Consider the following 14,298-nt stretch of genomic DNA (forward strand, 5'->3'; position numbering starts at 1 on the left):
ACTAGGAAGCATTTATCTCCGCTATTTTTCGTCGTTTTCTTCTTGCTGATTTACAGCGGATTGCAGCCGTATGAGGTACACCTGAGTTTGTGTAGCGGCACCCTTAAGGGTGCCGCTACACAAACTCAGCCTTAAGGCTGTACCTAACTCATATCATGTCCGTCAAATCACTCTTAATTAAAACTCTCCGCGTCTCCCTATCTCCGCGTCCGGTGCGTCAATCCTAACTATGGGTATTCAACCGGACATGATATCATTTGCAATCCGCTGTATATTTTTTGGTGGCGGATTTATTTTCCATACCTAATATTTTCAAATCGCCTGTCGAAAAGTGCTGTGAACCTATGATGTTAGATAGAATAAATTTTGCTAATTCCATCTCTTTTATTTGGGATATTTTCACACAATCCTGTACTCCCGGAGTCTGGTTAGCCAGCACAGACAGTTCTTTACTAAAAATCTCAAATTCTTGATGACTAACGTAAAATACTACTCCCCTTTTTGCATCAATATCTGAGTTTTTCACATCTTCATTAACCGACGGAAGATGAATTATTTCCTGTTTTCCTGCTAAGAGTGCGTTGGGTGTTACCGTGTAATCAGAAAGTGCTACGGTAAAAAGTCTTGCTTCAATTTCTGTACTAACATCATCAACATTTTCTGGCAATACAGGAGGCCATTTATCTGGGGTTATTTCAAACTCTGGCACAAACATTATATTCACTCAAAAATTTAGGTTAACCGAGTAAATTGCCCGATAAAATTCAGCTTTTTCTGGTAATTATTCCCAAATTTGATGCCTAACTGAGACACTAAAGTCACGTTCTAGCAATGGCTTCATTGCTTCAAACCTCTTTTTTGGTTGATTACAGGTATTTTTTGACTATTTGCTGATGCTTGGTAGATTTCAAGCTGGATTTAATTCCTGGGTCAAGTCTTTCTCCCGTTTAGTTACTACAAAGGGAGATTGTGTATAGATGACCCAACTCTCATCGATACATTCCATATTGGGATCAAAAACAAGACTCAGCTCACCAATTTCCTCAATTTCATTCTCACTAATTGGCTGACTTTCCTGAGCAGATGTTGCAGCTTTGAGCAAAAAATTCAGCGTAATCCAGCGAGAACGTTCAGGCAAAGAGCTTGTCATGCCTAACGAACTACTAACCAACTCTGCCTCGATTGGGCTAGTGAACTCAATTTCTTCGTAAAATTCATCTTCATCCTGGTATCCCATCACTTTATAGTTACAATTTTTGAGATGGTGCATTGCCAGGGAATTTACATCGATTTGCGCTAATATTTCAGCTAACTGATGCCAAATCGGGTGATTGTTTAAATTGACAGTCATCATATTGTTTATCCCTTATTTCTTGTTGGTTACTTTACCTGGAAAGTGTAAAACGCCATCAATCATCTTTCCATGAAAACGGTAATGCGATACTTTTTTACTTAGCACTTTTGATTTGAAGTCAAATCCTGGCTCTTCAGAGCGAACCAGACCTTGATGTCCTTGGGGAGGAACTTCACCTTTGTCGATCGCTCTAAGATGGTTTCCATCTCTATCCTTAGTTGTAGCAAAAATAATTTGTTTGTTGCTAAAAGATACTAGCATACAAGCCTTGGTTTGATAAACGGTATCAGGCTGAATGTTTGCCCAGGTGGTGGGTAGAGTTTCTATTTTATTTTCTTCTGGGGATGGGATTTGTTCTTGAATCCGCGATTTAAGTTCTCCCGCGTCTCTGGTTACCTGGTTGAACTCCTCCTGGGCAATTTCATAATACTCTGAATTTTCTGCTATATTTTTAGTATTTTGCCATTTAGTTTTAAGTTTATTTAATTCATTTTCATATCCATCTAGTCTATAGGTAAAGTCGGCTGCTAGCTTGCCGGATTTGATAAGCTGACGTTGGGTTTCAAGCAAGTTTTGCACTTCCTTTAGTGCTGTTTCAGCTTCGCTTTGGGCTTGAACCATTGGTGTTGTACTTTCCCATTTTCTATTCCCTATTACCTAGCTAGCTTTCTATTTGAGACTTTGCATTATCTGCTTCCACATTTCCATCAATTATAGATCCAACCTGAGTGAAGATAAAGTTAACAGTTATTAGGGGCGCGATCGCGCGATTGGTTATGATTCTATTTGAGCGATCGCATCCACTGCTTCCACCTCCCCATAGATAACAGACATAATTCCTGGTAAGTATTGATCCATCATCATCACGTTGGCATAAACCAACTGTTTTATCAGCGCCGAACTGAGACTGTCGCCTTCAACATCAATACTGGTTTTGTAGCGAATTTCCCCATCTTCAAAGTCCATTTCAAAGTTGCCGATAATCATCCCACAGTTGGCTCTAGTCAGAAACTCTGCGATCGCCATTCGCTTGTTTTCTGGTGTGTTGACGGGGCAAACTGAGTAAAAGACCAATTGCTTCTGTTCAACTCTTGCTTTGGCGTAGCAAGTCCATTTTCCATTTTCGCCCTGGAAAACCATCTGCAAGAGTGGCTCTCCTTCAATCTGGACGAAAGGCCATTCATCTTCTGTGAAGAAATTGACAATTTCTGCAAAAAATTGTTCGTTTGTGGGAGTGGAGTTGAAACTGGCTTCTACTTCCTGAGCAAATGTGCTGGACACGCGCTGGGCTAACCCATCCAAACTGACATTAGCCAATTGTTTGAAATAATTGGTCATTTCCTCAACCATCTGGGAAGTAGCTTCCTGTGTCACCGCAGGCAGATTGGCTTGTATCGATTCTTTGAAGAAATTGGCTATAGCATCATTAATTTGGTCGCCCTCACCCTCTGTGGCTGCTTGGACAAAAACCGATGCAGTCATATCAGCCCAGAGAGTGCGGTAGCCCGTCTCACTGGACTCCTGTTGTTGCTTGACGGATAGTGCTAACCAACTCTCGGTAGATAGCAATGGGTTTTCGGGTTGTTCTTGACTCAGATTTAGGATATAGGTTGCAGCCTCGTTAGCGTTTGTAGCCTGTTCTATCGGCTGTGGCAGCAAATTTGGCTGTAGACCGATTTCGATTTCGATGTCGGATGAGGGCAGGAAGTTGCCAGCCGAGAGGGGGCGGCGCACTTCTGGCTTGAGGTTGAATAATGCCTCGGTGTCGATGCGCTGGTAGAGTTGTGGGTTTACTTTGAAGGTGAAACGACACTCGATTACTTCGTCATCTTGCTTGATCAGAGATAGAGATACTGCGCGAAGGGTTAGGGGGGATTGGGAGCGATCGCGTAGGGTTAAATCGCTATCGAGTTGATAACTTTCAGTCTTTGTGGTCATGCTGGTTATCCTTGACCTGATAGACCTTTGAATTCTCCATACATGGTGAGTTTGGCCGATGAGCGTGGAGATGGCTCAATCTCCACCAGCTAGTTCTTAGTCTTTGAGAATGATGAAGTATCAGCTTCAGGTCAAATCAGTACAAAAGAAGTTCTTTATTGAAAGATTAGGTATGGTCATTTTGTCAGCTTTTCTGACTTTCCTCGAAAAGTTGATACGTTCTTCTTCTCAGACTAACGATTAGCGCTTTATCCTCCACTGTCAGGTCTTCTCCTTTCTCTTTAGCGTCATCTTCCATATCATTGATTAACTGATAAAGGTCATAGACTGTTCCCTCTCCCTTGAGGCTACTCCCTCTTAGCTTTTCGACATGTTGCACAAACTCCTCTTCGGATACCTTTTCTACATCATCTTTTCCAAACATGACTCTGCTTAGGTACTCCATCCCATAGTCGAATCCACCTGTCTCAAAATTGTATTTGAGGACAGTCATCCCACCATCTTTAGTAGAGACTACCTTGATGGGGCGTTCAACCACAATGTAGTACTCTGGTAAATCCGCTTCCATAGTTTGTTTCTCTTCAAGTTATCTGGGATTTTCCCCCAGTGCACGCTTCAAGGCATCGTCGTACATTTGCTGTGTTTGTCTTTTTATGGCAGCTTCTATGGCTGTCTCCTGTGTTGTAAGTGCTCTACTCGCTTGTTCAGCAAGAGTTTCCATAGTGCGAATCACATCATATAGATCGTGTTCTATTGCAGCAACTTCATCAAATTGCTGAAGGTGTAGCCGAAATTCAGCTATGTGCTTGTTAGTCATCTTAAGATTCATCAGGATGTCACGATAACCGCTGCCTTGAGGTTTAATAAAACGATCCTTAATTTGAGCAATGTCAATCGTAGGGAGACTTTCGATCTCGCGCCTAATCTGATCGAGTGCGGCGTACAGATCGTCAAGTGAATTGAACACGATCTTACTACCTGCGATATCTACTAGTCTGGAAGCATTCGCACCTTCCTTCTCGTATTCCAGCACCTTATCCAGAGATCGCTCTCGCCCTTTAAGCCCCTTCCGGAAACCTGGCTTGCCACCCGTAATTTCAGCTAGCCTTTCTGTTAGCGGTCGCAGTTCTTGGTCTGCCTCCTTGGCTTGCCTGTACAGTTCATCCAGGTATTCATCTCTACTTAGTTGTGGGTCGTAACCTGGTTGTGTTGGTTTTTCACGCGGGAGTGTGGTTTGGATCTCTTCACTAATCTGTCGTTGATTGGGAGTGAGTGGAGTGTCTTTTGGAGTTCTAGTTCCGACACTTGCCAAGTTTTCAGCACCTTCTTTACTCACATCATCCAAGGCTTGCTGTAATGTATTAACTGCCTCCGGATTCTTTGCTAGCTTTTCAAACAGCGCTGGACGTTCTATTAATAACCGTCTCAATCTTGGATTCTGTGCCGCTACCTCAGCCGTCTTGAAGGCTGCCAGAATCTCATCATCTGTTTTTGTGGCAAGGTTTCTCAACCCTTTTGAGCCAAGCAATTCATGTAAGTAAAGAAACTTCTGAGAACCTGCCTTGCCTTCTACTACTTGCTGAAGGCGAGGTAGCACTTCTTGTAGACCTTCAACGTCTTTACTGGCTACATTCCTAATGCCAACAACAATTGCATCCTGTTCGTTGACTTTGACAACTTCGCCAACTTTCGGACGGCGGCTTCCTTTTGGCAGCTTTGTGGACTCGACAAACTCAACAGAGCCATCCGCCAGCAACACCCACGGATTGATGTGTCCTAGAAGCTGGATTCGGAATCCCTGCCGCCGAATCTTGAACTTGTTGAAACGCAACTTGCCCACAAGCCGACTTGCCAGGTCATCCAGCGACTTCGCGCCTTTGGCAAATCCACCTTTGACCCCAGAGAGCATAATCTTGCCATTCTTGAGAGCCGTTTTCGCTCCCTTGGCACCAATCTGACCCAACTCTTTGACACTCTTGACAGTTGCCTTGACTGTGTTCTTAGCCGCTCCTGTCGCCGCCTTCGCAGTTCCCTTAAGACCACCCTTGATTGCCTTGATAACCGCACCAGCATTGAACAGCAGGGCAAAGACTAACTCAACGGCACCAGCAGCCAAACCACGAGCTAAACTCTTGGCAGCGCCACCAATGTTACCCGCCCAGCCCTGGCTCAAGTAATTGCCGATATGCCCCGCAATATTTGCCAGCGCTACACCACCCATCACGACAGCTACCACCTGCATGAGCGCTGGTAGTGCTGCCATAATTGCACCACCCGTCAGGATGTTAAGACCGACAAACGCCGCTAGGGCTGCGATCGCACCCGCCAGCAATTTGGGCCAGTTAGCAGAGAACCACTGCTTGACACCTTGTATCATCTGGTGAGACATATACTTGGCTCGCTGCCCCACCGAAAGCGGCCCAATCGTCTTCATATTCGCGGGAATATCGCCCTGCTGGGCTGGCTTACCTTGTTTCTGGGTTCCCTCCGCACCTTCCGGCTTTTGCGCCATCATCTCTTGGAGTTTCGCCTCAGCAGTTTGCTCGTCATCGCAACACCCACCGACAGCCTTTTCACCCCCTGCGGCAGCACCCGCGGGTGCATTGCCCTCTGTCTCTCCTCCAGCCAATTCTGCCTTAATTGCCTCCATCGAGTTTGCAGGGTCATTCGACTCACCAAACTCAACGTCCCCACCCTGCTGAAGATTCAGCGAAGCGATGAACTCTGGGTCAACATCAAACGGCGCAACAGAGTCTAAAGCAAAGTCATCTTCTGCAAACTGAGTCTTGTTCAACAGCGCTGCTTTATCGTCGCCACCCTTTGCTGTAGCCTCGCCGCCCTTCGCCGTTGCTGGCGCGTCGCACTTGGCACAATCTTCCTTAGAACGCTCAAAAGGCAATGGCTCCGTAAGATTCATCCCCAGGACTTCCTCGGATAGCTGCCCCATAAAGTGACCGGGCATCTGCTTCGCCGCAGCCACCAAGTTACCCAACCCCTCCAAGAGTTTCCTGAGAGCCTCAATAACTTTGCCAATGGCGTCGAAAGCAGCATTGTAAAGTGCTTGGATACCTGCTAGCAAAGTATCCAAAGCTTTTGCCAGGAAATCTAGAGCAGCTTTAACACCTTTCTTCAACAAATCTGCCGCAGCGTTAACCGCTTTTACAGCTGCTTTAATAGCTTTATCAATTTTGCTGTTGATTTTCTTAGCTATCTCTGGGAAAGCAGCAAATACGACGTTAACCAATCCTTTGAGAATCGTTCCCAAACCCTGAATTAACCCAACGATCGCTTTACGTGCCAGGTCGATAACAGCCGTTGCCAATTTTATCGCTTGCTCGAAGATAAATTTGACCGCCTTGCGGAGATTATCGTAGATAAAGTTGACCGCTTTTTTAAGACCGTCAATGACAGCAGTAGCCGCCGATTTGACCCAACCCAAGAAACCGCCTGACTCTTTTTCGGATTCTCCCTTTTTCTGGTCGGCTTCTTTTTCGGCTTTCTGTTTTTCCTGTTCGGCTTTCTTTTCCGCCTCTGCTATGTGTTTGGAAGCTTCTTGCTCTCCTTTCTGTTTCTCCTGGTCAATTTTTTTCTTTTGGTCTTGTGTTGCCTTTCCTGCTTTATCTTGATAATCCTTTTCAGCCTTGGTGAGTTCTGTTTGCCACTCCTGTTTCGAGGCTTGCACCTCAGACTTCGCCAACTGCTGTTCTTTCAGTTGTTTTTGCTTAGTTTCTTGATTCAGCTTGGCAATTTCCTTATCCGAATCTGTCTTAGCTTTGGCTGTGTCTTTATCAAACTTCTGCTTGCCAACAGTATATTTTTGCTGTTCTGCACCGATACGTTCTTTCAGTGCAGGAGCAAGGGATTGATTAAGTTGACCCGCCACCTCACCAGGAACCACGGGTACTTTGCCTTTGTTGCCCCCAGGAGCCTTTGCCGCTGAGAGTGCTTTACTCGCCTGAAGTGTTTCCTTGCTGTCTTCGGGGAAGATATTATTCTCACCAAAGTCTTGGTTAATTTCTTTCGCAGCTTCTGCCTTTTTCTTGCTTACTTGCTCCTTGGATTGACGTTGTTCTAAATCCATTTGTGCAGGGTCAGCGTCACCCGTCATATCAACCGTGGGAGCCTTCCCTAGCTTAGTGCTAACTTGACTGCTGTCGAGTCGCACACTTGCCAGTTCATTTTGAGCGCTGCGAGCCAACTGAGGGTCGGATTGACCTGCTTGCTCGCTTTTTGCGCCGCCATTCCCAGCCGCAGGAGGTTTTCCAACATTCCCACCAGCTAGCTGCGTAGCTTTGATGGGTCGAGGCGGAGGTGCTTCTTTGACCTGGATTTTAGACCCCTTTGCGGCTTGACCGGATTTCTGTTTTGCTCCCGTAGCAGGCGTTTCCTTATTTCCAGCAGCTGCTGTTCCTTTGCCTTTAGCTTCTTTAGACCCGGATTTCTGAGCGGGCAACCCTGTCGGTGCGGGAATTTTAGGTAAACTTTGTTGGAGTTGTTGTTTTTGTGCCTCCAACGCCCCAGCCGAAGCTGCTTGCGCTTGCCCGTATGCCGCAGGCGCACTGGTTGGCGGTGTATTTTTTAGCTGTTCTAGAATCTGACCAGGGTCGGCTTTAGCTTGAATTTGGGCGCCTACCCCCGTCGCTAACTTATTTTGAATTTCGGGAGTCTTACTGGAGAGTTTCTTCGCCTGAAGTGGTTGTTTCTCCTCTTCTTCTGGCTTGGGTTTTCGCCGCACCGCCGCACCCTGCTGAATTGTATGCGTCAATTCATGCGCCGTCAATTCATTCTTCCCCGGAGACTTGCCCGCACCAAAGTAAATATCGCTACCATGAGCAAATGCCTGCGCCCCCAAATCCTTGTTCATTTGGACAGCAGTGGAGTCGGTATGCACCCGCACTGAGCTAAAATCAGCACCAAAGCGCGGCTCCATGAAACTACGTACATCATCGGGTAAAGCACTACCTCCACCCTTAGAACCCGCGAGCCGGTTTTCTACGCTGGGAGAAGCCTGAGAACTCCCATCAGATGCTCGTTGCAACCCTGACTTCATCTGGACTTCTTCTTCGTCCCCTGACGAGCGTTGTACCAGTGGAGTAATGGAATTTACCAGAGGCTGCATCTGGACTGCTTCTGTTTCTTCCTCGGTTTGACGTTGAATTGGTTGCTTTATGGCTGAGTCTGGCATGGTCATGACTTTCGCCGCCATGCTGTCAGCTTCTTGTTCGTATTTATCTCCCGGTGCGCCAACGGTTAGTTTGGTTTGAATTGATTCGTTGTTTTGCTCTTCTTTTTCTTCTTGTTCGCATTCACTACACTTAGCCTGAATTGCCCCCTCTGACTGCATTTGGAGAGATTCATTTGATTCTTCCCCTTCCTTCTCATCAGAGGTTTCTTGACGCTGAATTCCTCCTGGGTAAGTGCTGGAAGCTCCCCCTCTAGATGGCGCTTCTATAGAAATATTTCGCCAATTAAAGCTTGCACGGGCGATTTTTGGCTGTTGTGCTTGCCCGTCGGTCGATATCGTTGAATTGCCAGATTCCTCTGCGCTTTTTTCTTCTGTTGAGCCTGAAACCTGACGCCCGATGGCTGGCGCTTCTGGTTTCAAATCGATGTCTTTTTTTTCTTCCTCCGAGGCGCGTTGAATTGCACCGGCGAAAGCCTCACCACCACTACGAGAAGGCGCTTCTATAGAAATATTGCGCCAATTGAAGCCTGCACGAGCGATTTTTGGTTTTTGTGCTTCCGCGTCGGTGGATATTGTGGAATTGCCAGATTCCTCTGCGCTTTTTTCTTCTTTTGGATCTGTTTCCTGTTGGCGTTGAATCGGTTGAGGGGAAGCGTCACCACCAGTACGAGAAGGCGCTTCTACAGAAATATTGCGCCAGTCAAACCTAGCACGAGCGATTTTGGGCTGTTGAGCTTGCTCGTCGGTTGATATCGTTGAATTGCTTAATTCAAGAGCGCTTTTTTGTGCTGAATCTGCTGCAACCTGATGCCCAATTGCTGGCGCTGGTTGTTCCTGTTGGCGTTGAATGCCACCAGGCAAAGACATCCCATCGCTACGAGAAGGCGCTTCTATAGCAATATTTTGCCAATTCAAGCTACGACGAATAGTTTTTGGTTGAATCCCTTCTAATTCCTTCGATATGTTTGAATTGCTGCCAAAAGATTCATATCGCTCATCAGTAAAAGGCCGTTGTTGAAACAGGGGCGAACTTTGTTGAGTAGTCTGGGATGGCGTCGCTGAGTTTTTATTTTGGGCTGGTACTCTTTCACTCATTGCCTAATTCCTCCAGGCACTGCCAGTAATTGCAGATTGCAGATTGCAGATTTGAGCGAGACTACGCAAAGAAACCGGGTTTCTATGAAAAATCGTCGCTTTGAAACCAGATATCTACGCAGAAACCCGATTTCTAGGTCGCCCAAGCGTAAGTCCTGTTGCAATTTTAGTACTAAAATTAACCTTAACCGCCAATCATTACACTAAAACAGCCAGCTGTAATTTTATTTGGTGGTCCAAGTGCTTCCACAATTGTATCTCCTACGCGACAAGCGGGAAGCCCGTTAATCAAAACTGTAGCACTACCATCAATTACAACGCCGGGGCCATGTGGGGGAACGGGCAAAGGTGTAGCGCAATTATGGATATCTGCCCCACCCGCACTGCTAGTAATTGTACTGCTCATGCTTGCAGCAGCCGTTGCTTTAGTTGTTTCTTCCGCCGTTTTAGCTGCTGGCAATCCAGGGGTTCCTGCGGCTGCTAGGGTGGCTGCTTCGGCTGCTTTAATCGCTGTGTCGCTAATTCGTTTCGCCGATTGTATTGCAGCTGCTGACGCTAAAGGAATTCCCCGCCAAGCTGGTAAATTGCCTATCAATACATTAGGGCTACCAGGCCCTCCGGTTAATACAGGTGGGAGAGGATGGGCTACGGGATCGGTAATTCTAGCTGCTGGTTTTCCCATACAAAACTTCCTTAACTTTTAGTCACATTCCAGAAACCCGGTTTCTTCGTATATATCTAATTGCTAAACCGAAGATTTTTGGAGAAACCGGGTTTCTTTGGCTCGCCAAAATTCCTTAACTTTTAGTTCAGTTTAATCATGCTACCTTTGATGGTAATGATGCCATTGGCATTGATATCAATATTGCCCTTTGCTTCTATTTTCAAATTGCCCTTAGAACTCAAAGTGATAGTGGCATTGCTGTCATCCAAACGTAATTTATGACCGCCCTTAGTTTCAATTTCTACAAACTTTTGACTGTCATTAATGCGTAATTTATGACCCTCTGCTGTCTCAATATAAGCGCCTTTCTTACTACTACCTTTATCCTCCTCCACAAACTGAATTTTATGCCCGACGCGGGTTTTAAATGTCCGCAGGCGCACCTTGCCATCAGCAACGTCATCTTTTACCGGATTGGGCGTTGCATCTTTGCCGTTCCAAACTCCACCAATGACGTAAGGACGATGAATATCCCCGTGTTCAAATGCTACCAGCACTTCGTCATTGATTTCTGGCAAACAATCAAATCCTCGCTGATTTCCAGCGCCGATGGCTACTACTCTAGCCCAATTGCTGGCGTGTTCTTCTGTTAGGGTAGGAAACTTAACTTTAACTCGACCCCAACCTTCTGGGTCTTGATTATCGGTAACAATTCCTACCATTAAAGTTTGCCCTGGTTGCAAGTGATTTGCTGGGGAAAGTGCGGTTAAAAGGTCGCCTCCCCGCAATCCCCGCACGCTGAATTCTGTAACGTATACTCGCTCGTGATAGGTATGACGAGTTTCGGTAACGTAGTATTCGCCGCTGTGCTGTCCCATGTCTTCTAATTTGACGATGCGTCCCGGTCTAATTTCGGTATTTCCTTCAGCTTTGGCATCGGCGTAGATAAATTGTCCCCCTAATTCGTCGCACAAAGCTTGTGCCATTGTATCGACTTCTTTGGGATTGAAGATGGGTTTATCTACCACAATCATTTTAGGTTTTGGCGGCTGACCTTTAAATTTACTGCTGGTATCGCTACCTTTGCCGTTATTAGTTTTAGTAATAACTTTTTCTTGGTTTTTGGTCGAGACAACGGCTTTTTTTTCCTTGTAATCCCAAGCGCGCACTTCCACTTCTTTAACTTGTTCTGAACTGGTAACTCGCACGCGGAAGCTGTGGAGGTCTTTCAACCATTTTAGAGTTATTTTTTTGTTGTCTGCTTTAGGTTTGCGGAAGTTGAGCTTTCCATCTTGAATAAACAGTTCAAAACCAATCCTATCTGCTCTTTGCCGCAGGAATTCCATGTTGGTCTGATTTTCTTGAAAAACGTAGTCGTGGGCGACTCCACTTGCATCGATTTTGCCAATTTCTATCCCGACTTCCTGCACAACTTTTTTGACAATATCGCTATCGGTCATGTTTTGAAAAGAACGGTTATAACGTCCGCGATGCAAGCGATGACCGGCATCATATCCCCGCAGGATTACTGGAGCTTGGGACCTCTCGCTAAAGAATGTTTCAATGCCTGTTATTTCGCCTTCTATAACGTTATTTTTGTTGCTTTGATTATAATCTTGAGCTTCGGTTGTGCTGGAAGTAAAACCAATTTTGACGGATTTACCAATTTGCAATAAGTCTTGGTACCGCCACTTTTCATCTTGACTTCTACCAGGAAAGTAATCGTTTTGAATCACCAAGGTAAACATTGCTGGCATGTGCAAGCTTTCTTCTACCATTACTTGCACAATATCTTCCATCAAGTTGGGAGGCGCTGGTTTACCGTCTATTTCTAATGTCGGGAGGGCGCGGTAATGGACTGAAGTCATATCTACCTCTAAATCACCAATTTTTGTTTAAGTACTTCGACGTTGATTAGCCTTTTTGCTAGCAGCACTGCGGTTAGTCAAACTATCTTTTTGACGGTTTGTTTGGTTAGACTTCGGAGCGCCTAAAGGGCCGTTTTCTTTAGGTTCATCAGCTTCTTTGAGCGTCAGACTGTCTATGATAGCGCGTACTGGCGTCCCATCTGGTAAAAACATGGTGAGTTTGTAATTGAGTTTTTCGATAAAACAACGCCGCAAGTAAACTTGTTTTCCCCACATGAATTGATAGATAGGTGGACGTTCTTTTCCCGAAACAAATTCAACGGCTTTTCTGAAGCTATTAATGTATTTCTTTACGACATCATCTCCGTCTTCGTAGGTATCAAACAATATTTTGTTTATGGTAATTTTGTAAGCTTTTGTATGGGAAAAGCTGACTTTTGGCTGTCCTTTATCCTGGGTGCGCGCGCCTGGACTTTCCGATGTTTCAACAACTCCCTCAAACACCAATTCGGTGGGATTGAACATAAATTCGATGGGGGGGACGCCATCATCGGATATCAATACCGCTTTGACTAAATTGCCGGATTTATCTGATAGTGGTGCTGAAGTTCTCATCGGTGGCATATATTCTCCTGTATTGGGTGATTTATTTTACCAATTTACACGACCTGAGTAGTACCCTCCCTGACGTTCTCGATCTATTTCTAATCGCTGTCGAAGTTGGTGATAGACTTCCCTGGTGAGTTTCTGCAATTTATCGTCAGCTGGGGAAACTTCCCCTGGGTTATCTGCCGTTTTCTGTCCTGGGGTTGACTTTTTTGGCGCTGATTTAACTTTGGTAGAAGTTCCGTAAACGGATGTAATATTACTTAACCAAATTGGAGAACCTACGCTGCCTTTACCTTGACGTTCTAGATCGATTTCTAACCGCTGCCGCAATAAGGTGTAAACTTTTTGGGCAAGCATTTCTAATTGCTCATCTTCTATTTTAGAGTCTTTGCGAGCCGTATTTGCTGTGGGTTGTTGGGAAATTTCTTCCCTAGCATCTGGAGTGGAAGTATCGGAAATGTCAGCAGCGGACGATTTGGTGCTAATGGGGGAGGAAAGTGAATAAGTCTCCGGTTCAAGTAAGGATAAAGGTGCAAATTCATCTTCTGGTTTTTCAGATGGAATGTTATCTGGTGTTGTTGTGGAATTTTCACCTAATAATTCGGATCTGCTTGACCATGAATTCGGTATATCTTGAGACGGCGTGGATTCGTCTTCAGTCACCGCAGATGAAAAACTTTGTTTCCCGTTGGAATCAGAAAATGAGGGGGAGAGCAAATTGTTTGCGTTATTGAGAGGTTTGGATAAACCTAATGGTTTGATATCAGCTATATTTTCTGTATAATTGTTGTTTGTTTCACCCAGTAATTCGGAGATATTTGACCAAGAATAGGGTATACTTATAGCAGTTGATTTTGGTTCGGTATCGGTAGAGCGGGAAATGTTTGGTAAGTTATCTCGCTCGGTAATAGATGATGTTGGTGTTTCTGGATAAGTGGAGGGGGATTTTTCTATAAAATCAGATACAAGTTCGGAAGGTATAAAATCTGATTGTTGAGCTAAAGGTTTTGAAGTTACTAAAGGTTTGAGAATATTTAAACTGGGATTTTCCAAGGGAGGTTGGATAATATTTTGCCCTGGTTCCTGAATCTCTTCTGTAATAGAACTTGGAGAGTCTTGTTTTGACCCGATTGCTTTGGAGAATGCTGCTGCTTTCGCTGACGAAGAGGATGTCGCTGTTGCAGATATCTCTGGTGTTTCTCCCATAGATGGGACATCAGCTGTTGGCGATTCTTTGGAATCAATTGCTGTGGGGGATGTTGCTGTTGCGGATATCTCTGGTGTTTCTCCCATAGATGCGAGATCGGCAGTTGGCGATGCTTTGGAATCAATTGCTGTGGGGGATGTTGCTGTTGCGGATATCTCTGGTGTTTCTCCCATAGATTCCAGATCGGCAGTTGGCGATTGTTTTGACCCGATTGTTGTGGCGGATGTTGGTGCGACCGCTGACGAAGAGGATGTTGCTGTTGCGGATATCTCTGGTGTTTCTCCCATAGATGCGAGATCGGCAGTTGGCGATGCTTTGGAATCAATTGCTGTGGGGGATGTTGCTGTTGCGGATATCTCTGGTGTTTCTCCCATAGAT

11 protein-coding genes are annotated in these 14,298 nt (G+C 45.4%); 1 reads left to right on the forward strand and 10 read right to left on the reverse strand.

Annotated features, from left to right (window positions below):
* Positions 1-253 precede the first annotated feature (253 nt).
* The 10 genes from MiSe_RS03575 to MiSe_RS03620 all read right to left on the reverse strand — a co-directional run bounded on the left by MiSe_RS03575 (position 254) and on the right by MiSe_RS03620 (position 13,919).
* Positions 254-709, reverse strand: coding sequence for a hypothetical protein (locus tag MiSe_RS03575; protein WP_226574873.1), 456 nt, complete (start codon positions 707-709; stop codon positions 254-256).
* Between the two features lie 198 nt (positions 710-907).
* Complete coding sequence (locus MiSe_RS03580; RefSeq protein ID WP_226574875.1) at positions 908-1,354, reverse strand: hypothetical protein; 447 nt, start codon at positions 1,352-1,354, stop codon at positions 908-910.
* Positions 1,355-1,366: 12 nt separating this feature from the next.
* Positions 1,367-1,975 (reverse strand): hypothetical protein, encoded by a 609-nt coding sequence (locus tag MiSe_RS03585; protein WP_226574876.1) that lies wholly within the window; start codon positions 1,973-1,975, stop codon positions 1,367-1,369.
* A 153-nt stretch (positions 1,976-2,128) separates the two neighbouring features.
* Entirely contained in the window at positions 2,129-3,292 is a 1,164-nt protein-coding gene (locus tag MiSe_RS03590; protein ID WP_226574878.1) for a type III secretion system chaperone family protein, read from the reverse strand.
* 184 nt (positions 3,293-3,476) lie between these two features.
* Positions 3,477-3,860 carry a hypothetical protein gene (locus MiSe_RS03595; RefSeq protein WP_226574885.1) on the reverse strand — a complete coding sequence of 128 codons (384 nt, stop codon included), beginning with the start codon at positions 3,858-3,860 and terminating at the stop codon, positions 3,477-3,479.
* Between the two features lie 18 nt (positions 3,861-3,878).
* A complete protein-coding gene (locus MiSe_RS03600) occupies positions 3,879-9,572 on the reverse strand; it encodes an eCIS core domain-containing protein (protein WP_226574892.1) in 5,694 nt (1,897 codons plus the stop codon).
* Between the two features lie 184 nt (positions 9,573-9,756).
* On the reverse strand, positions 9,757-10,254 hold the full coding sequence (locus tag MiSe_RS03605) for a PAAR domain-containing protein (protein ID WP_226574894.1): 498 nt from the start codon (positions 10,252-10,254) through the stop codon (positions 9,757-9,759).
* Positions 10,255-10,376: 122 nt separating this feature from the next.
* Positions 10,377-12,104: a VgrG-related protein gene (locus tag MiSe_RS03610; protein ID WP_226574896.1), complete on the reverse strand. Its 1,728-nt coding sequence runs from the start codon at positions 12,102-12,104 to the stop codon at positions 10,377-10,379.
* Positions 12,105-12,131: 27 nt separating this feature from the next.
* Positions 12,132-12,719, reverse strand: a complete 588-nt coding sequence (locus MiSe_RS03615) for a CIS tube protein (RefSeq protein ID WP_226574898.1) — start codon at positions 12,717-12,719, stop codon at positions 12,132-12,134.
* Between the two features lie 36 nt (positions 12,720-12,755).
* Complete coding sequence (locus MiSe_RS03620) at positions 12,756-13,919, reverse strand: hypothetical protein (protein ID WP_226574899.1); 1,164 nt, start codon at positions 13,917-13,919, stop codon at positions 12,756-12,758.
* Between the two features lie 28 nt (positions 13,920-13,947).
* Here MiSe_RS03620 and MiSe_RS03625 point away from each other — a divergent pair.
* Positions 13,948-14,298 (forward strand): hypothetical protein (locus MiSe_RS03625; protein ID WP_226574901.1); only part of this gene is annotated, 351 nt, incomplete at its 3' end.

Source organism: Microseira wollei NIES-4236 (genome assembly GCF_020521235.1).
Classification (GTDB): Bacteria; Cyanobacteriota; Cyanobacteriia; order Cyanobacteriales; family Aerosakkonemataceae; genus Microseira; species Microseira wollei.